Origin of the sequence: Halobiforma nitratireducens JCM 10879 (assembly GCF_000337895.1) — an archaeon.
Classification (GTDB): Archaea; Halobacteriota; Halobacteria; order Halobacteriales; family Natrialbaceae; genus Natronobacterium; species Natronobacterium nitratireducens.
In genome coordinates this window covers 16,705-36,275 of the sequence record NZ_AOMA01000128.1, presented here as the reverse complement: position 1 = coordinate 36,275, position 19,571 = coordinate 16,705, and the positions used below count along the sequence as shown (strand labels likewise).

Genomic DNA, 19,571 nt, shown 5'->3' with positions numbered 1-19,571 from the left:
ACAGTTCCCTCGTTTTCGTCCGTTTCGACGGCGGAACAGAGAGGGGAAACGCGAGGCCAATATTCAAGGTACCGCGTTCGGACTGTACGGATAACATGAACGACGCGGTCGCGAGCGAACGCGTGTCCGAAGGTGAGGCCCAGAGCAAGGGAGAGGTGATCTCGCGGTGACCGACGGAACCGGCGATCAACGGCGCGAAATCCTCGTCGGCGAAACGGACCACGGAGACGACCTCTACTTGCCGGTCGTCGAACTCCTGACGGGTCGTGGGTTCGTAACCGGAAAGTCCGGCTCGGGCAAGTCCAACACTGCCTCGGTCATCGCGGAGGAGTTGCTCGAGGCCGGCTTTCCCTTGCTTATCGTCGACACTGACGGTGAGTACTACGGACTCAAAGAGGAGTACGAGATGCTCCACGCCGGAGCCGACGAGGAGTGTGACATCCAGATCGGCCCCGAGCACGCCGAGCAGATGGCCGAACTCGCCTTGGAGGAGAACGTCCCGATCATTCTGGACGTTTCCGGCTATCTCGACGAGGACGTCGCCGACGAGTTGCTACGCAAGATCGCTCGCCAGCTGTTCGTCAAAGAGAAGAAACTCAAAAAGCCGTTCCTGCTGGTCGTCGAGGAGGTCCACGAGTACATTCCCGAAGGTGGCGGCGTCGGTGAGACGGGGAACCTGCTGATCAAGATCAGCAAGCGTGGCCGGAAACACGGCCTGGGTATCTTGGGGATCAGCCAGCGCCCCGCCGACGTCAAGAAAGACTTCATCACCCAGGCCAACTGGCTGGTCTGGCACCGGCTGACCTGGAACAACGACACGAAGGTCGTCGGCCGGATCATCGACAGCGAGTACTCGGAGCTCGTCGCCGATCTGGACGACGGGCAGGCGTTCGTCCAGACCGACTGGAACGACGTGGAAGTGCGGAAGGTGCAGTTCCGCCGCAAGCGGACGTTCGACGCCGGCGCAACCCCCGGTTTGGACGACTTCGAACGACCGGACCTCAAATCCGTCTCGGACTCGCTGGTCGGCGACCTCGAGAAGATATCCGAGCGCCAAGAGCGCGAACAGGACCGCATCCACCAGCTCGAGAACGAACTCGAGAAGAAAGAAAAGCGGATCGAAACCTTGGAGGACGAACTCGAGTCGGCCCGCGACGTTTCCTCGGCAGCGAAGCAGATGGCCGACGCACTGACACAGCCCGAGACGTTCCAGACCCAGTTGCCCGACGAGAGTGCGGCCGGGGCCGGAAGCGAAGACGTCCGACAGCTCCACGAAGAGATCGTCGATCTCGAGGCCGAGCGGGACGAACTCGAGGAGACGCTGGAAGAGCGCGAGGAGCGAATCGAAAAACTCGAGTTGCAGGTCCAGTCCCGCGCCGACGCGATGGAACGGCTTCGGGAAGAAAACGAGCGGTTGCGCGAGGAGATTCGACGGCTCGAGAGCGACCGGGTCGGGGACGAAGACGGCGCGAGCGAAGGGAGAGCGGAGGCGTCCGCGGACGACGACATCGTTCAGGTCGGCGGCGATCCGGTCGAGTACGGGTACACGGAGCCGAAGACGGAGACGGACCAGACGAATGCGGTCCTCGACGAGTCGGACGGGGAAGTCGTGACGGCCGACGGCGACGGCGAGGTCGGGAGTAACGACGGTCCCTTCGCCGGGGACGACGATGGACTCCTCGTCGCGACGGATCAGGAGACGCTGGCGGATCGCCTCGAGTCGACACCGCTTGGCGAGCGACTCGAGGCGGCAAGCGAGCGGTCCCAGTGTACTGTCGAAACGGCGGGACGAGTGTTATCGACGCTCGCGCGGAACGAACCGCTCGAGACGGAGACGATCGCAGAGCGGGTCGACCGCTCGCCGGTGGCGATCCAGGGACTGCTCTCGGAACTGCGCACCGAAGCGGTGCTCGACCGGCGACACGAACGGTCGTACGCGCTCTCGGAGGACGTTCGCTCGACGCTGCTGGCGGTCGAGGACTGATCGGCTGTGGTGGCGGTCGAGCGTCGGTGACTGGTCTCTTGGAGTGTCGTACACACCCGTCGCAGGTGATCGAGCTATCGCCCGTGGGCGCAATCGCACGCGTATTCGACCATCCGCGACGAACTCCGACCACGCGATACCGGTGGTCACGCAGCCATCGGTCCCACATCTAACCCGGTCATGCACCCACCGGGTCTCCATACCGGACTTAATATTTCCGCGGGTACGCTCTCCCCGCCGATCCCAGTCCGGGCTTACAGGACGAAACCCGTCCGATCCGCACACTGGGCGTCCGCGACGGCATCGCGAGTCGTTGCGGAAGCGCCGGCCTACAGGGCAAAAACGCTCGCATAACAAAGCACCGACACGTGAATCGCTGGCCTATGACGGAACCGACCGACGACACCGATCTCGAGTTACTCGTCGTCGGACTCGACGCGGGCTGTCGGCCCGTTCTCGAACCGCTGTTCGAATCAGGGGCAGTGCCGGCGATACGGCGGCTGTTCGAGTCCGGAACCGACGGGCCCCTCGAGTCGCAGATTCCACCCTGGTCGGCGAGTGCGTGGCCCTCGCTTTACACCGGAAAGAACCCCGGAAAACACGGCGTCTACGACTTCCTGACGTTCGATGGATACGAGTGGGACGTAGTGAACGCGACCCACGTCCGCGAGCGGCCGGTCTGGGAACTCCTCTCCGAGCATGGCTACACCAGCGTCGTCGTCAATCTCCCGGTGACCCACCCCGCTCGAGCGTTCGACGGGGCGTTGATCCCGGGGATGACCGCGCCGGAAGAACCCGAGTGTCACCCAGCGGGGATCCTCGAGGATGTCGAGATCGCCTGCGGTGGCTACCGGGTCTATCCGCGCAGCGGGCCCGAACCCGACCAGTCGATCGAAAGCTACGAACGGACCGCAGAGAAGCGCGGGAAGGCGTTCCGGTACCTCTGTCGCCGACTGGAGCCGGAGTTTGGGTTCCTCCAGTTCCAGATTACCGACACCGTCTTCCACGACCGACCCGGCGACAGGAAGGCGATCGAGGCGGTCTACGGGGCCGTCGACCGACAGCTCGAAGCGACGCTCGAGGAGACCGCTCCAGACAACGTCTTGATCGTCAGCGACCACGGCATGGGACGAGTCACCGGCCACGAGTTCCGGATCAACGAGTTCCTCAGGGATCGAGGCGACGTGAAGGGGACGGAGAACGGCGGGGGGATGCCCGACTGGTCGAAAAGCTGGGAGAACGACCTCCTCGAAGGGGACGAAGCCGGCGAACACGAAGGCGACCGGAGCGTGGTCGAAACCGCGCTGGCTGTCGCCGCCCGCGTCGGCCTCACGACCCAGCGCGTGGCCGCCACACTCGATCGCGTCGGCCTCAAGGAGCCGGTCGGCAGCCGCGTCCCCAACGACTTGATCCGTGCCGCGAGTGAAGGAGTCGATTTCCCCAACTCGCGTGTCTACATGCGTTCCAAAAGCGAACTCGGGGTCCGGATCAATCTCGAGGGGCGCGAACCCGACGGACTGGTTCCGGAGTCCGAGTACGAGCAGGTTCGAGAACAACTCATCGCGGAACTGTCCGCCGTCCGAACGCCCGACGGCGATCCGGTGTTCGACGCGGTCGAGCCCCGTGAGACGTACTTCGAGGGGCCACACGTCGACGAGGCACCCGACGTCGTCACCGTCCCCGCCGACTTCGACAACGCGGTGACCACGGAACTCGGAACAGAGCAGTTCGGCGAGCCGATGGAGCCGTGGAACCACAAACGGACTGGCGTCGTCGCGGCGGCCGGGCCGGCGTTCGACGAGACGGTCCCGCTCGAGGACGCTGGGGCGACGATCTTCGACGTCGCGCCGACGATCTGTGCGCTGTTCGACGTGCCGATCGACGCGGCGATGGACGGCGATCCGCTGCCGATCGTCGACCCGGGAACGGAAGCCGAATATCCAGCCTACGAAGCCGAGCCGGTCACGGCGACCGACGATACGGTCGTCGAGGATCGCCTCTCGGATTTGGGCTATCTCTGACAGCTATGAGCATCGAAATTACGACGCTAGACCCCTGGACCGACGCCGACGAGTGGAACCGGTACGTCGAGCGCTCCGACGGAACGAACCCGTTTTTCCGGGCCGAAGCACTGCAGCTCCAGGCCGACGACACCGACACGACGCCACACCTGCTGGCTGGATTCAAAGGGCAGGAAGCCGTCGGGCTCTTTCCGATCTTCGCGTACGAACGCGGGCCGATCACCGGCGCGTTCTCCCCGGCCCCGCGGTCGTGGTCCTGTTACCTCGGTCCGGCGACGCTGAACGTCGACAAGCTGAAACAGCGCAAGGCCGACCGACGGGTCAAGCGCTTCCTCGAGGGGTCGATCGAGTGGATCGAGCGGGAGGTATCGCCGGTATACACCAAGATCGTCGCCGCGGAGTTCGAAGACGTCCGGCCGTTCGTCTGGAACGGGTTCGACGTCGAACCGGGATACACGTACGTCGTCGATCTGACCACACCCGACAGCGAGGCGGAGTTGGCGGAGCAGTTCAGCAGCGACGCGCGGAGTAACGTCCGGAACGCCGAGGAAGACGAGTACGTCGTCGAGGAAGGCGACAACGAGGACGTCGCCCGGATCGTCGAACAGGTCGCCCAGCGCTACGAGAGCCAGGGGCAACCGTTTCACCTGACGCCGGAGTTCGCTCAGGCCGCACACGCGACGCTGCCCGACGGCTCGATCCGACCGTACGTCTGTCGAGTGGAAGACGAGGTCGTCGGCGGGATCCTGGTCGTCGAATCGGACACGACCCGGTACCGGTGGCAGGGCGGCGTCAAGCCCGACGCCGACGTTGATCTGGCGATCAACGACCTGCTGGACTGGCACGTGATGCGGGACGGCTTCCACGACGGCCTCGAGCGGTACGACCTCGTCGGTGCCGGGGTGCCGAGCATCAACCGCTACAAGGCGAAGTTCAACCCGCAACTCGAGACGAACTACACGATTACTGCCGGTGCGTTCGGACTCGACCTGGTGGTCGACCGGTACAGAAAGCTGCGCTGAGGGGGGTCGCTGTAACGAGTAACGAGCAACGAGCAACAAACAACGAGCAACGAGCAACGAGTAACGAGTAACGAGACCCATCCGGCCCGCAGACAAATCGTGATCTCCCGGGAACGGACAGTAATCGCCTGAATTACTCCGGAATCCAGTACTTCGACTGTCGCGCGTCCTCGAGACAGACCCGACTGACGACCAGCTCGTTCCCCTCGAGTTTGTCGAGCGCGTAACGGACGGTTCGCGAGCAGAGCCGCGATTCGCCGGCGATCTCTTCCTGGGTCAACGATCCCTCGTACTCGAGAACCTTGTAGACCAGTTTGGCGCTGGGTGGGAGGTCGCCGACGGCGGTTTCGGGGTCCGGTGGGGCCTCGGCGTCGACGTTGCGCTCGGTCTCGTGTTCGAGGTTCGGGTCCGGCTCCGGCTTCGGCTTCGGTTTCGGTTTCGACTCCGGCTCGAGTCCGCGTTCGGACCCTGCCTCCGAGCCCTGGTTCGGCCCGTCCTCTGGTGGCTCGGAATCGCCGGCCGGTGATTCCCCTTCGACCTCGGTCTCGGCGTCGGCGTCGGCATCGACGTCGGAATCGCGATCGGTAGCGCTCATACGTTCGTATCAGTTCGTACGACGATCCGCGGTATATACGCTCCAGACGGTTCAGAAATATAGGGATGTACTAACGCCGCGTGAACGGCCGACCGATCTCCGTATCGGCGGTCGGTCGAGGACCGTCGGCGAGGGGCGATCTGCCGAGCGAACCGGACGATCCCCGTCGGGCCGGTAATCCCCGCATAGTAAGGGGCTGGACGCCGTCAGCGACGGGTATGTTTGGAACGAGCGGAATCCGTGGCCCCGTCGGCGACGAGGTGACGGCGGCCCTCGCGCTGTCGGTCGGCCGCGCGGTCGGCTCGGAAGGGTACGAGACGGTCGTCGTCGGACGGGACGTCCGCAAGAGCGGCGAACTGCTCGTCGACGCCGCGGCGACCGGCCTCCGGGAGTGTGGCACCGACGTGATCGAGGTCGGTGTCGAGTCGACGCCGACGGTCGCCAGATCGATCGACGCCCTCGGCGCGGACGCGGGAATCGTCGTCACGGCCTCGCACAACCCGGCGACGGACAACGGGCTCAAGCTCTGGATGCCCTCCGGGAAGGCCTTCGGCCCCGAGCAACGCGATGCGATCGAGCGCCGTGTTCGCGAAGACGACTACGACCTCACGGCGTGGGACGGCCTTGGCGACCGGTGGGAGTACGATCACGCAAGAGACGACCACGCAGGGCTGATCGCCGAGGCCGTCTCGCTCGAGCGGACGCCTTCCGTGGTCGTCGACCTCGGCAACGGAGCCGGCGCGATCACGCCGCACGTGCTCGACGACCTCGGCTGTGCGGTCCGGACCCTGAACGCCCAGCCGGACGGCTCGTTCCCCGGACGACCCAGCGAGCCTACCGGAGAGACGCTCGAGACGCTCGAGACGCTCGTCGCGAACACCGACGCGGAGATCGGGATCGCCCACGACGGCGACGCTGATCGGATGGTGGCCGTCGACGAGACGGGTACGTTCGTCCCGAAAGACGCGTTGCTGGCGCTGTTCGCTCGAGCGGCGGTCAGGGAGCGCGACGACCGCAATGTCGCCGTCGCCGCACCGGTCGATACGAGTCTGGCGGTCGACGACGCCCTGGCCGAAGCGGGAGCGGCGGTGACGCGGACGAAGGTCGGTGACGTTTACGTCGCCGAACGAACCACCGACGACGGCGTCGTCTTCGGCGGCGAGCCGAGCGGAGCCTGGATCTGGCCCGCGGAGAGTCGCTGTCCGGATGGACCGCTCGCGGCGGCCAAACTGGTCGAGTTGGTCGCGAACCGTGGTCCGCTGTCGGAACTGGTCGCGGAGATCGGGGGGTACCCGATTCGGCGAACCTCCCTCGAGGTCGAGGACAAGGCCGCCGTCGTCGAGCGCGTGCGATCACGACTGCTCGACCGCTACGAGGAGGTCGACACGCTCGATGGCGTGCGGGTAGAGACGGAGGACGGGTGGTTTCTGGTTCGCGCCAGCGGGACCGAGCCGCTCGTACGCATCACGGCGGAAGCCCGTTCGGAAGCAGCCGTCGACCGGGTGTTCGACGAAGCGAGCGAGGCCGTCGAGGAGGCGATAGAACGAACCACGACGGACGTCTGAGCGGGATTGCCGTACCAATTGCCGGACGGCCGCTTCGGATCGCGGTTCCACCGGAAATGACGTACAGCACTCACACGAGAGTCGGTGTGTCGGCGACCGATGGGAGTGCGGAATGCGACGCCGCCTCGAGTCCGGACGGCCGGTGGTTCGTCCGGTCGGTTCTGTACGGGGTGGTTCGCCGTGTCGACTGTCGACTGTCGACTGTCGACTGCTCGGCCAGCCCAGGGCCAAACGCAGACGAGAAGCGACGAACGGCGGATGGCAACCGTCACAACGGCAAACCCAGCCGTACTCACACCGCTATCTCGCTTCTTTGGGAATGAAATCCGAGGTCTTCATCTCTCGGTACGTCGCGCATTCCGGGCAGGCGTGGACCACGTCACGATTGTCGCCGAAGACTCTGGCGAACTGGCGCGTGACCTGATTCCCGCAGTTGACACACCGGGGGGCGCTCGTCCGTTCTCGAGACGTCATCGGCGTCCACTTCGCGTCGGATGGTTCCGTCGACATCACCAACGCGTTGCCACAGAAGGGTATTTACTATAGAGTGCATAACTCCGTTCCGAGAAGTTAGTATCGGGTTTCCCGCCACGAACAGGGTCGCTCGACAGTGTCAAAATCCAGCATCCTTGCTGCCTCTCACTCCCGAAATTCAGTATTTCGAAACGGTAATAACCGATTAATCCGGTGAAACCGAACGGAAAGCGGACCGCGCTCGATCGTGCCGACTCGATCGGATGGTGACACCGGTTACCGGTTCGGTCGAACCGGCCCGAACCGGTCGATCGACGCCACACACGTGAGAACCCAGCCCGTGTCCGGTCCAGGGTCCGACTCCTCGAGCAGGTTACGATGGGTAGATACTGCATATTTATCCCCGGAATCGCCGTACGTTAGTGCCATGAAAGCTGTCGTTCTCGCGGCGGGCAAGGGAACACGGATTCGACCGCTCTCCGAGACGGTTCCGAAACCGATGCTGCCGGTTGCCGACCGGCCGCTTTCGGCCCACGCCGTCGACGCGGCGATCGACGCCGGAGCGGACGAGATCGTCCTCGTCGTCGGCTACGAGGCCGAGGCCGTCCGAGAGCACTTCGGGGCGACCTACCGCGACGTACCGGTATCGTACGCCGTCCAGACCGAACAGAACGGCACGGCCGACGCCGTGAATGCAGCACGCAAAGCGGGGCTCCTCGAGGGGCCATTCGCCGTCCTCAACGGCGACAACCTCTACGAGCCGGCTGCAATCGAGCGACTGTTCGAGCGTACACCCGCCGTCTGTGCCGTGGCGGTCGACGACCCACGGAACTACGGCGTGCTCAGCACCGACGACGGGACGGTCTCGGGTATCGTCGAAAAACCCGACGAACCGCCGACGAACCTCGCGAACGCCGGGGCCTACGCGTTCCCCGCGAAGGCCCGTGAGTGGCTCGAGGTGCCGGCCAGCGAGCGCGGCGAACACGAGATCACGGACGTCCTCTCGCGAGTCATCGAGGAGTTCGCCGTGACGCCGGTCACCGTCGATCGCTGGATGGACGTCGGCCGGCCCTGGGAACTGCTCGAGGCAAACGAGTGGAAGATCGGGGACCTCGAGGGACGGATCGACGGCGATGTCAGCGACGCCGCCCACCTCGAGGGCAACGTGGTCGTCGAGGACGGCGCGACGGTGAAACCCGGCGTCGTGATCGAAGGGCCGGTTCTGATCCGTTCCGGCGCGACGGTCGGACCGAACGCCTACGTACGCGGCGCAACCCTGATCGGCGAAGACGCCTCGGTCGGCAACGCCGTCGAGATCAAAAACAGCGTCGTCTCGGCTGGCGCGGCGGTCAACCACCTCTCGTACGTCGGCGACAGCGTTCTCGGACGCGCGGTCAACTTCGGCGCGGGCACCACCGTTGCGAACCTGCGCCACGACGACGACGACGTGACGTTCACCGTCAAAGGCGAGCGCGTCTCGACCGGTCGCCGCAAGTTCGGCGTCGTCGCCGGCGACGGCGTCAAGACGGGGATCAACTCGAGTCTGACTCCGGGGCTACGACTCGACGCGGGCGCGACGACCCGCCCCGGCGAGACGGTCGACCGCGACCGCTAGCGAATCCGGACGTATCAGGTGTGGCGTTTATAGACGACGCGGACTTCGTCTCACTTGGAGGGTGACGATCGGTGCCTCATCGCTACGGCTCGTCCCGACGGCGCTGCGATCACGATCCTGTCACGATCGCATCGAAGCCGGTTGGGGCGGATCGTAAACGCGATCGCCAGTCCTCCGTTCGAACCGGTCGCCGATGGCAGGCGACTCGAATCCGACGCTGCGGGGGCGTGAACGTCGGGGGTAGTCCCGTCCCACAGCGTCGGAGGCCGGCCGTCCGGCGATTCACGACCGGTCATCCGGACACCCGACGTCCAACCGAGGCGGAGACGAGAGGGAAAAGGGACGGTAACTACTCGACGGTGACGCTTTTCGCCAGGTTCCGCGGCTTGTCGATCGGTCTCCCGAGCAGGTCCGCAGCGTAGTAGGAGACAAGCTGGAGTTGCACGTTCGCGAGCAGCCCGGCCAGCTCCGAATCGACGTCCGGGATCGTGAGGTGATCGTCCGCGACCTCGACGGCCCGGTGGTCGTCCGGACAGACCGCGATCACTGGTGCACCGCGGGTCTGTGCCTCTTCGGCGTTTTTCAGCGTCTTTTCGTCCTCCTGGCCGGTAAAAATCGCGAACACTGGTGTCTCCCGAGTCACCAGGGCGAGCGGCCCGTGTTTGAGCTCGCCCGACGCGAACCCTTCGGCGTGTTCGTAGGTGATCTCCTTGAACTTCAGCGCCCCCTCGAGCGCGACCGGGTAGCCGAGCCCCCGCCCGATGAAGAAAAACGACTCGCTGTCGAGGTAGTCCCGCGCGATCGCGTCGGCGGCCGACTCCTCGAGCAGGCCGTCGATCGCGTCGGGCATCTTGCCGATATCCGGCAGCAGCGACTCGAGATCGGCCGGAACGTGCCCGCAGGCGTCGGCGGCGATTCGCTGTGCGAGCAGCGTGAGCATCACCGCCTGCGAAGAGAACGTCTTCGTCGCCGCGACGCCGATCTCGGGGCCGGCACGGATAAACAGCGCGTCGTCGGCTTCCCGGGCCGCGGTCGAGCCGACGACGTTCGTGATCGTGAGCGTGTCGGCACCGCGGCGGTTCGCCTGGCGAAGCGCACTCAGCGTGTCGGCCGTCTCCCCGCTCTGGGAGACTGCGACGACGAGCGTGTCGTCGTCGACCGGCGGTGCGACGACGCTGTATTCGTTAGCGAGCAACGCCGTCGCCTGTACGCCGGCCTGGTTCAGGGCAAGCGAGCCGTACAGCGCGGCGTGATACGAGGTCCCGCAGGCGACCAACTGGACAGCGTCGACGTGCTCGAACGTGCCGGGATCGAACCCGTCCAGCGAGATTCGCTCCGTTTCGGGATCGATCCGACCCTCGATCGCCTGGGCCAACGAGGTCGGCTGTTCGTGGATTTCCTTGAGCATGAAATGCTCGTACTCGCCTTTCCCGGCCTGTTCGGGGTCCCAGTCGACCGTCTCGGGTTCGCGGGTGATCGGGTCCCCGTCGAGGTCCGTGAACTCGACGCCGTCACCGTCGACGACGACGACGTCCCCGTCCTCGAGGTAGACGACGCTGTCGGTGTACTCGAGAAACGCCGGCACGTCGCTGGCGAGGAAGAACTCCTCGTCTTCGATCCCGACGACCAGCGGTGACCCCTTCCGGGCCGCATAGAGGACGTGCTCGCCGGAGAGCATTGCGGCGACGGCGTAGCTGCCCTCGAGTTCGTCGATGGCACGGCGGAAGGCGGCCTCGTCGGTCATCCCGTCGTCCAGATAGTACTGAATCAGGTGTGGGATGACTTCGGTGTCCGTGTCGCTCGTGAACTCGTGGCCCCGGTCGCGGAGCCAGGCTTTGAGTTCGGCGTAATTCTCGATGATTCCGTTGTGGACGACGGCGACGTCTTTCGTGCAGTCGGTGTGGGGATGGGCGTTCTCGTCGGTCGGTGGGCCGTGGGTGCTCCAGCGCGTGTGGCCGATCCCGACGTCGCCTTCGAGGCTCACGTCGGAAACCGCGTCTTTCAGTTCGTCGACCTTCCCCGAGCGCTTCTGGACGGCGATTCCGGACCCGTTCTGGACCGCGACGCCCGCGGAGTCGTAACCTCGGTACTCGAGGTTCTCGAGTCCCGTAAGCAGCGTCTCGAGGGCGTCACCGTCGCCGACGTGGCCGATGATTCCACACATGAACGATCACCCTAGCACCGAGTCCTGCTCGTTCGGGTTCGCGGCGGTCGACGGTTCGGTACGGTCGGTCGACTCTCGGGCAGTAGTCGCGGCCGGGATCGTGATGAAACGTGAATCCCCGCGCGAGTCGGAACGATCCCCCGCCGAGCATCCGCTCGAGAGGGTTCCTGGGGCGGCGAAGCAGTGCGTGGACATGATAGAAACCGAGGCAATCCGAGCCCATTACTATAGATTGGCTACCGCCCGCGGTAGTATCGGGGTAATCCGTTCGAGATAGTTCGCGGCTAATCCGGCTATCGTGTGTCGAGACTCGACTGATGTGGGGGAGGGAGTAAACGACCGGCCACTTATTTGCGTATTTTGGAGTGTGTTTTTCACTCTCTGTTTCGGTCGGCGGAGTATGTCAACCGAACAGCCGTTCAGTCGACCGATACGAGCCGAAACGAACGAAAACGGCGGCGGCCGAGGGAGAAGGAGGAGCGAAACGAAAGACCAGGGTTCGGCGACTCTCGCCGGAACTGACGCCACGAACCGGAGGCTACCTCGACCGGACGGGTCGTCCTGGCGACCGATGAGGACAGACGCTCGTAGAAAGGAGACGATTTATTACGCCGACCGGTCATGTTTTGCGACGATTACGACGTCGGAAACGGTGTTCTACGGCCGTCAGTCCTCCCCCGCAGGGGATACCACTGCGCCGGAAACGGCCGGCGACCGCCGTGAGCGCTCCCGTCGCCGCTGTCGCCGCCGTCGCCACCGTCGCCACCGTCGCCACCATCGCCACGACCTCGACAATGAACTCTCTCGATCCGATCACGCTACTCGTCGACGTGCCGTCGTTCCCGCTCGAGCAACCGGTTCTGGTCTTCGCGATAGCGATGGCGATCTTCCTGGTCGGGCCGTTACTGGTCAAGCGCCTCGGTCAGCCGGGGATCGTCGGCGTCGTCATCTTCGGGGCGTTGATCGGGCCCGGCGCGCTCGAGTTCGTCGAACACGGTGACGCGATCGAGTTGTTGGGCGAGGTGGGGCTGATCTACCTGCTGTTTACCGTCGGGCTGGAACTCGACCTGCAGGGGTTCAAGGAAGCGCCGGAAAACGCCGCGATATTCGGACTGACGAGTTTCTTCCTGCCGTTCGTTTTCGGAACCGCCGGGAGCTACTACGTGCTCGGACTGGACCTCTGGGCGGCGCTGTTGCTCTCGTCGGTGTTTGCCTCACACACGCTGCTTGCGTACCCGATCGTGAACCGATACGGTGTGACGAAAAACCGCGCCGTCACGGCCGTCTTCGGCGGTATCCTCTTTACCGACACGCTGGCACTGGTCGTCCTCGCTATCGTCACCGGAGCCGCGGGCGGGGAGTTGACGGCCTGGCTGTTCGTCTCGGTCGCGCTCTCGCTTGTCGTCCTCTTTGCGGGTGCCTGGTTCGTCGTTCCGCCGGTCTCCCGATGGTTCTTCCGGACGTTCAGCGAGGAGAGTTACTTCGAGTTCCTGTTCGTGATGGTCGCGATCTTTGCGACCGCTGCGCTCGCCGAACTACTCGACCTGTCACCGATCCTCGGCGCGTTCGTCGCCGGTATCGCCCTGAATCGACTGATCTCGGAAGGCGGGACGCTGATGAACCGCATCGAGTTCGTCGGCAACGCCTTCTTTATCCCGTTTTTCCTGTTGCACGTCGGGATGCTCGTCGATCCGAGCGTTATCTTCGACGGCCCCCAGACCCTCCAGATCGCCGCGTTCATCGTCGGAATAATGCTCGTCACGAAAGCCGGCGCGGCCTGGCTCGTCGCCCGCGTACAGGGCTACACCAAACACGAGCGCGACGTTATCTTCGGGCTCTCGACGGGCCAGGCCGCCGCTGCGCTCGCGATTACGCTCGTCGGGTTCGAGGCCGACCTGTTCGGGCTCGAGGTGCTCAACGCCGTCGTGCTGATGTTGCTCGTGACCGCGCTCGTGAGTCCCTGGCTCACCGAGCGGGCGGCTCACCGACTCGCCCTCGAGCGTGATCCCGGCGAGGACGCCAGCAGCGCGACGGACCCGAACATCCTGCTGCCGCTCTCGCACAACGCCGAACTCCAACAACGGCTGCTCGAACTCGCCTTCCTCATCAAAGGCGACCGGGGGTCGGAACCCGTCCACCTGCTGACCGTCGTCCAGCCAGACGAGGGCGAACCGCAGCGACGGATCGCCGAAACGAACGAGGAACTGGAAGGACTGGCGGCGACCGCCAGCGCAGCCGAAGTCCCGATCGAAACCGAGACGCGGGTCAACCACAACGTCGCCTCGGGGATCGTCCAGGGCGCAGTCGAGGTCCAGGCCAACCAGATCATCATGGGGTGGGACGCCCGCGAGAGTTTCCGCCACCGGATCTTCGGCAGCATCATCGACCAGGTGCTCGAGCGCAGTTCGCTTCCGGTTCTCGTCTCCCGGCTGGGACATCCGATCAACACGACCCGGCGGATTTTCGTTGTCGTCCCCATCGGTGCGGACCACCACGAAGGGTTCTACGAGGCGGTCCACCTGATCAAGCGTATCGCCGCGAGCCAGGGCGCGGCGCTTTCCGTGCTCGTCGTCGAGGGGTCGGGCCACCAGTTCGAGCAACTGTTCGAGCTGGTCGAGGAAGACATCTCCGCCGAGTTCGAGTCGGTCGACGACTGGGATCGCCTCCTGCCGACCCTCGAGCACGAGAGTGACGAGGACGACCTCATCGTCGCGATTTCACCCCGACGGGGCGACGTGGGCTGGCACTCGGAGCTCGCGGATCTGCCGGCACGGCTGGCCGAGCTGCCGCCCGAGTCGTTCATCACGATCCACCCGCGACAGGGGGAACCGGAGTACGACCGCCAGTACCTCCGATTCAAGTGATATCCGTCGCCTCTCACGGCGGATTTCCGTGAACCGCCTCGGGGTCACGTGGTTCGAGACGCCTTCGGCGTCTCGTCATCACGGAAGACAGCGTCTTCCGTACGACCCCGAGACACTCGGCCGCTCCGCCTGTAGAACGGCTCGAGGCCGTCGTCGGATTGGCCCGCGGTCCCGTGGGAAAGGCTGTAGTGAGAACAGGTTTCGGAGACGGCACGAACCGGCACACCTTTGAACGCCCCTCCCGTTCGTGTGTGTATGGGTTTTGGTAGCTACGACGAATCCGAGCAGCAGCAACAGACGGCTGACGACGACGAGAACGTCGAAGCCGTCAACGTCCACGAAAACGACCACGACGGCGAGATGTCGTTCGAGTCCGATGCCTCGACCGACGAACTCGTCTCGCAGCTCGGTGCGATCAAAGACGACGAGGACGACGACGGCGACGACTGACACTCGGCTCTCATCGTCTCTTCAGCTCAGTGTGGACGAATCGCGGAACAGATCGGACCGACGACTTTTTCCACTGCAGTCGTCTCCCTCGGGTTCGGGTTTGCTGGCACTCGAGAGTGATCACTCGATCACTCGCTGCTGGAAACGCGACCGACGGACCCGATTCAGGACAGCGTCGCGTGGCAGAGTTCACCGATCGCGCGTCGCAACCGCTGGGATACCGCCGACTTCGAGACGCCGAGTTGGTCGGCCAGCTCGTCCTGTGAGATTCCTCGTGGGACATCGAAGTACCCCTCTTCGTAGGCAGTCAACAGGAGGTCTTGCTGTTTCTCGGTCAGTGCGACGACGCCGTCGTCGCGGTCGTCGGAGACTCGCAGGTGATCCACCGTCACCGATACCCCTCGGTCCTCGCAGTACGAATTGAACTCGACGAGCTCGTCACGGTTCGGGAACCGGAACTGCACGCACCACCCGGTACCGTCGCGGCAACTCGAGAGGTCGAGCAGATGGGCTCCCGTCGTGGCCGCCTGGTCGACGAACGTGATCGTCCCCTCAGCGATCGCGACTCGGTAGACGCGCCCGTCGCCGACCCGATCGAGCAGAACGGGGTCGGTGACGGTCGGATCGACCTCGAGGGAGGCTTCAAACTCGTCGAAAGCGGCGTCTCGGACGTTCAGGAAAACGAGCGTGCGCCCGCCGACCGTGGTCCAGTATTCGGGCTCGACCGTCGCGTCGGGCGCTCGCTCCAGGGTTGGACCCAGAAAGAGATCGGGGTGGTCGAGGCGAAGTTGAGCGACGACGCCACCGTCGGCACGGGACCGGACGGCGTCTCGCTCGCACTCTCGGTTAGCTTCCTGGTACTCGTGTGCCGATTCACGTTCGGCGTCGGCGACGTCGATACTCACGCTCGACCCCCTCCCGCCTGGTTGTCGCCGTAAGCGCTCGTTACCGGAAACGCGGTCATCGAATGGAGGATTCGACGCCGGACGTATGGTCGTAGCCGCTATACAGGAAATCAAGCGGCCGTCGACCCACAATACTGATTCATCCGTCCACGTTCGAGAACGTTTTCCACGCCAAGAAAAGACGTATTTCCGGCCGCGAACCGCTCAAGGGCCGACCGGACCGCGAGTAAGTACGAGCTACTCGAGACGTGCTCGTGGTTGTCGCCGTAAGCCGAAACGGGTCGCTCACACCGAGCCCTGTAATAGTCGATTACCGGGCCTCACTTTCACTCCTCCCCGACGGACCGCTCCTCGAACAGCAACTCGAACAGTTTCCCCTGTGCCACCCGAAGGTGACGGCTGAACGTCGGCTGGGAGACGCCAAGCGCCTCGGCGATCTCTTCGCCGGTGCTCTCCCGCGGCCAGTCGAAGAAGCCGCCGTAGTAAGCGCTCTCGAGGGTCCGGAGCTGGCGTTCCGAGAGTCTGTTCTCGAGTTCCGCCTCGAACGGCCTGGCGGATCGGGTCGCGTGGTCGCGTTCGCGACGCGCGAGAAGCGTCGCTTCGCGGCCGGTTCGGCCGAGCGCGTCGACGAACTGGCGCACGTCGAGCGGTTGCGGGAGGGCGACCAGCAGTCGAGTCCGGTCCTCGCCCGGTCGCACCGATCGGAGGACACCGCCGAGGGTCGCGACCGCGTTCGCCGCAGTCCCCTCGGCGAACTCGAGTTCGAGTCGCCGGTCGGCGGAGCCGTCTCCGTCACCGACCCACCGGAACGACTCGAGCGCCGGAATCGCGTCGACTGCGGTCTCTATGGCTCCCGTCGTCAGGGTTTCCGCGGAGTCGGTCCCGGATGGCGTACAGTAGACGGTCGACCCGCCAGACGACCGCGGAACGACGGCGTGGACGGCGACGGGGCGACCCAGTCGACGAACAAGCGCCGCGAGCGGGTCCCGATCCTCGCCGTCGGTCCGGATCGCGACTTCGAGCTCGACGACGCCGTCCGACAGCAACGCGCGTTCGCGCTCGAGTGCCCCGACAGCGTGTGCAGCGACGGTCGCGAGGAAACCGACGGCATCCCGGAGGCGGTCGCCGAACGCCCCCGGCCGCTCGGCATAGGCGGTGAGTGTTCCGTAGCGAAACGCGTCCCCGTCGTGAGCGAGTGGGATGCTCAACACCGAGCGATAGCCGGCATCGCGGACGAGGCGTTCCTCGCTCGAGTCGAGGTCCCGGTCCTGAGGGGCTTGTGGCCGGGACTCGGTGGCGGGCAGTACCGTCTCTCCCTCACGGTCGTCGGCCATCGTCGCCGTTCCTCTGGCCGCTGTTCGACCCGTCGGCCCGGCGACATCGGGATCGGCGGCCACCGAGAACTCCTCGGGAAGGTCCCCGCCAGCGACGGTCCGCGGCGCGATCCGCTCGCTCGTCGGGTCGATCTCGCCGATCCAGACGAGATCGACCCCACCGTCATCGTTACTGGACTCCGTACTGCTCTTGCCACCCAGCTCCAGAACTCCCTCACACAGCCGACGCTCGAGGTCGTCGCGGCTCTCGGCCGCGAGCAGCTCCCGTCCGAGTCGTCGCGTCTCGGCTTCCAGCGCCAGTTCGCCCTCGAGCGCGGTCCGCTCGCGTCGGCAGTCCACGAGCTGCGAGCCACGGTCGACCGACTCGAGGGCGACCGCGGCTCCGTCCCCGATCGCCGCGATCGCCGCTCGATCCCGATCCCGGTCGAGTGCCTCGAACGCGAGCGGTTCCGGACTGGTCGCGAGCACGACGCCCGCGCCGGCGATAGGGACGACGAGGACCCGTNCGTTCGTCGTCCGCGAGCCGGCCGGGATCGATCGCCGGCGGCTCGATCGACGGGACCGACTCGTCGGTCGAGACCGCGACCGGAACGAACCGCTCGTCGTCGAGTCGGTACCAGATCGCCAGGTCGGCCGCGGTGCGGGACCGGAGCGCCTCGAGAACGGCGCGGCGGACGCCGGCCGCAGCCTCCGCGTCGCGAACGGCGGCGATCGTTCGACGGACGGTCGACAGCGCGCCCGCGGCCGAGCGCCGGCGATCCCGGACGAGACAGAGAGTACGGTCCCGATCGGTCCCATCGCGCAACGGCGCTACGTAGACGTCGACGGGGATAGACTCGGCCGTCCCGGCTCCGCCTTCGTCGCTCGCGTCGGCGACGAGGAGGTCGCCCTGTGCCGGTTCCGTCCAGCGAACGAGCGACGAGCGGGCGCGGTCGCGGACGGTCGCCGCGAGGTCGTCGTCGAACAGGTCTTCGAGCCCGTCACCGACGGGGTCGGCACCCCCGAGGCGGTCGACGAGCGACCGATTGGCGCGTTCGATCCGTTCGTCGCGGACGATCGCGACGCCGTCTTCGAGGGCGTCGAGGGTCGACTCGAGGACGGCGAGACGGTCCTCGAGCCCTGGCCGCTCGCCGTCGGCAGGTCGCTCCTGCGCGAGAACCGTGATGGGCGTCTCGTCGCTCCCGTCGCCGTCCCCTCCCTCGCCCTGCCTGGGCGTGGCCGATACCGCAAGCGTCACTGCATCCTCGCCGTCCGGCACGGCAACCTCGAAGCTGACCGGCGCTCCCGACGTCGCGGCCTCGTGGAGACCTCGAGCGAACCGGTCTCGAATGTCGTCGGCAAGCACGTCCGTGACGAGCCGTCCCGGCTCCGGATCGACCCCGTCGGCGAACAGCTGCTTGGCGGCCGCGTTCGCCCAGCGAAGCGCTAGATCCGGACCGACCACGAACAGCGGCTCCGCGAGGTCCTCGAGCGCGTCCGGCACATCGACGGCCGGTTCGGACCCGAGTTCCGCGGTCGCGACGATCCCTTCGAGTGGCGGTGCTGCAAGCCGGTTGACGAGCGTCAGCGCGGCCCCACGCCACTCCCCCGCCGCGGTTCCGAGCCGGACGGCGAGTCGCTCGCGAGCGCCGAGCGGGCTCCCGGCGAGGGTACCGAGTCCGTCCTCGAGTGCGGACCGATCGTCCGGGTGGACGAGCCGCGAGAGCGATGCTCGCTCGAGTTCCGTGGGCGCGTACCCGAGGCGGTCCTCGACGGCGGGGCTCGCGTACGCGACCGCGCCGTCAGGCTCGAGTAACCAGACCGGTGCGTCGACGCTCTCGAGGAGCGCACGCGGGCGGGAGGAGCCGCGGTCGACCTGACGGGCACACTCCGCGACGCGTCGGACCCGGTTCGCGAGGACGGCAGCGGACGCGTCCGGCGACACGGCGTCCGTCGCACCGGCCTCGAGCGCGCGCTCGGGGTCTGCAGTGAGGGCTACGACCGGTGTCGAGGGGTCGGAAGGCGCTGGATCGATCGCCGCGAGCAGTTCCCGACCGCTCTCGTCGGGGTACGCACAGAGAACGCAGTGGACGGTCCCCGGCTCGAGTCGCTCGCGGGCCTCCTCGAGGGTTCGCGCGCGGATCACAGCGGCCGGGACCAGCTCGGCAGCGAGGACGTCCCCTGCGGTCTCGACGGCGGCCGAATCGCCGACAACGAGCACCCGCAGGGCATCGCCGACGACGGTCGTCCCGTCGCCGTCGGTCCCGTTCATCGACGACCCACCTCGACTGGAGCGGTCGAAACGGGGCGGACGGGCGTGCCGGCGAATGGAGAACGGCGACCGCGCCGTCCGGCTCGAGCGGGTCCGGCTCCCGTGCGGTCGACCACGATAGGTGAGGGTAGCTCGCCACGTCGGTTAATTATCACAGTCGTATCCTGCGGTAAGACGATGTTACCCGGTTACTCGGTCAGCAGGCATCCGAGTCAGGCCCGACTCGAGTCCGGATTCGAACCCACACTCGTCGCTCGAGCGTGACTGAGGCTGCCCCGGCGGCGAGCCGAACCACAGCACGAGGGAAGACGGAGCGACAAACGGGTG

General features: G+C 65.8%; 11 protein-coding genes and 2 pseudogenes. 7 read left to right on the top strand and 6 right to left on the bottom strand.

Going from position 1 to position 19,571, the window contains the following annotated elements; genetic code table 11:
- Positions 1-166 precede the first annotated feature (166 nt).
- The 3 genes from C446_RS12960 (at position 167) to C446_RS12950 (ending at position 5,027) form a co-directional block, all read left to right on the top strand.
- Positions 167-1,984, top strand: a complete 1,818-nt coding sequence (locus C446_RS12960) for an ATP-binding protein (protein ID WP_006673568.1) — start codon at positions 167-169, stop codon at positions 1,982-1,984.
- A 383-nt stretch (positions 1,985-2,367) separates the two neighbouring features.
- Complete coding sequence (locus tag C446_RS12955; RefSeq protein WP_006673567.1) at positions 2,368-4,005, top strand: alkaline phosphatase family protein; 1,638 nt, start codon at positions 2,368-2,370, stop codon at positions 4,003-4,005.
- A gap of 5 nt (positions 4,006-4,010) precedes the next feature.
- Positions 4,011-5,027 carry a lipid II:glycine glycyltransferase FemX gene (locus tag C446_RS12950; RefSeq protein ID WP_006673566.1) on the top strand — a complete coding sequence of 339 codons (1,017 nt, stop codon included), beginning with the start codon at positions 4,011-4,013 and terminating at the stop codon, positions 5,025-5,027.
- 133 nt (positions 5,028-5,160) lie between these two features.
- Here the strand turns inward: C446_RS12950 and C446_RS12945 are convergent.
- Positions 5,161-5,361: pseudogene (locus C446_RS12945) on the bottom strand (MarR family transcriptional regulator); the annotation flags it as partial.
- Positions 5,362-5,840: 479 nt separating this feature from the next.
- Between C446_RS12945 and glmM the strand changes: the two are divergent.
- Positions 5,841-7,187, top strand: a complete 1,347-nt coding sequence (glmM, locus tag C446_RS12940) for a phosphoglucosamine mutase (protein ID WP_006673564.1) — start codon at positions 5,841-5,843, stop codon at positions 7,185-7,187.
- A 300-nt stretch (positions 7,188-7,487) separates the two neighbouring features.
- On the opposite strand, the gene C446_RS20070 is transcribed toward glmM, so the two are convergent.
- On the bottom strand, positions 7,488-7,697 hold the full coding sequence (locus tag C446_RS20070; RefSeq protein ID WP_083861123.1) for a DUF7563 family protein: 210 nt from the start codon (positions 7,695-7,697) through the stop codon (positions 7,488-7,490).
- Between the two features lie 391 nt (positions 7,698-8,088).
- Here C446_RS20070 and glmU point away from each other — a divergent pair, with 391 nt between their 5' ends.
- Positions 8,089-9,276, top strand: a complete 1,188-nt coding sequence (gene glmU, locus C446_RS12935) for a bifunctional sugar-1-phosphate nucleotidylyltransferase/acetyltransferase (protein ID WP_006673563.1) — start codon at positions 8,089-8,091, stop codon at positions 9,274-9,276.
- Positions 9,277-9,625: 349 nt separating this feature from the next.
- On the opposite strand, the gene glmS is transcribed toward glmU, so the two are convergent.
- On the bottom strand, positions 9,626-11,440 hold the full coding sequence (glmS, locus tag C446_RS12930) for a glutamine--fructose-6-phosphate transaminase (isomerizing) (RefSeq protein WP_006673562.1): 1,815 nt from the start codon (positions 11,438-11,440) through the stop codon (positions 9,626-9,628).
- A gap of 794 nt (positions 11,441-12,234) precedes the next feature.
- Between glmS and C446_RS12920 the strand changes: the two genes are divergently transcribed.
- Together C446_RS12920 and C446_RS12915 are read left to right on the top strand one after the other, a co-directional pair.
- Complete coding sequence (locus tag C446_RS12920) at positions 12,235-14,304, top strand: cation:proton antiporter (RefSeq protein WP_049920223.1); 2,070 nt, start codon at positions 12,235-12,237, stop codon at positions 14,302-14,304.
- Between the two features lie 255 nt (positions 14,305-14,559).
- On the top strand, positions 14,560-14,754 hold the full coding sequence (locus C446_RS12915) for a DUF5786 family protein (RefSeq protein ID WP_006673559.1): 195 nt from the start codon (positions 14,560-14,562) through the stop codon (positions 14,752-14,754).
- A 164-nt stretch (positions 14,755-14,918) separates the two neighbouring features.
- On the opposite strand, the gene C446_RS12910 is transcribed toward C446_RS12915, so the two are convergent.
- The 3 genes and pseudogenes from C446_RS12910 to C446_RS20820 all read right to left on the bottom strand — a co-directional run.
- Positions 14,919-15,659, bottom strand: coding sequence for a helix-turn-helix domain-containing protein (locus C446_RS12910; protein ID WP_006673558.1), 741 nt, complete (start codon positions 15,657-15,659; stop codon positions 14,919-14,921).
- Positions 15,660-15,985: 326 nt separating this feature from the next.
- Positions 15,986-17,332 carry a bacterio-opsin activator domain-containing protein gene (locus tag C446_RS20065; protein ID WP_455349954.1) on the bottom strand — a complete coding sequence of 449 codons (1,347 nt, stop codon included), beginning with the start codon at positions 17,330-17,332 and terminating at the stop codon, positions 15,986-15,988.
- Between the two features lie 913 nt (positions 17,333-18,245).
- Positions 18,246-19,244 (bottom strand): annotated as a pseudogene (locus tag C446_RS20820) (PAS domain-containing protein); the annotation flags it as partial.
- Positions 19,245-19,571: the final 327 nt, after the last annotated feature.

Coding starts and splice junctions, on each gene's coding strand:
- C446_RS12955 (WP_006673567.1), top strand. CDS start 2,368: ATGACGGAACCGACCGACGACACCGATCTCGAGTTACTCGTCGTCGGA.
- C446_RS12950 (WP_006673566.1), top strand. CDS start 4,011: ATGAGCATCGAAATTACGACGCTAGACCCCTGGACCGACGCCGACGAG.
- glmM (WP_006673564.1), top strand. CDS start 5,841: ATGTTTGGAACGAGCGGAATCCGTGGCCCCGTCGGCGACGAGGTGACG.
- C446_RS20070 (WP_083861123.1), bottom strand. CDS start 7,697: ATGTCGACGGAACCATCCGACGCGAAGTGGACGCCGATGACGTCTCGA.
- glmU (WP_006673563.1), top strand. CDS start 8,089: ATGAAAGCTGTCGTTCTCGCGGCGGGCAAGGGAACACGGATTCGACCG.
- glmS (WP_006673562.1), bottom strand. CDS start 11,440: ATGTGTGGAATCATCGGCCACGTCGGCGACGGTGACGCCCTCGAGACG.
- C446_RS12920 (WP_049920223.1), top strand. CDS start 12,235: ATGAACTCTCTCGATCCGATCACGCTACTCGTCGACGTGCCGTCGTTC.
- C446_RS12915 (WP_006673559.1), top strand. CDS start 14,560: ATGGGTTTTGGTAGCTACGACGAATCCGAGCAGCAGCAACAGACGGCT.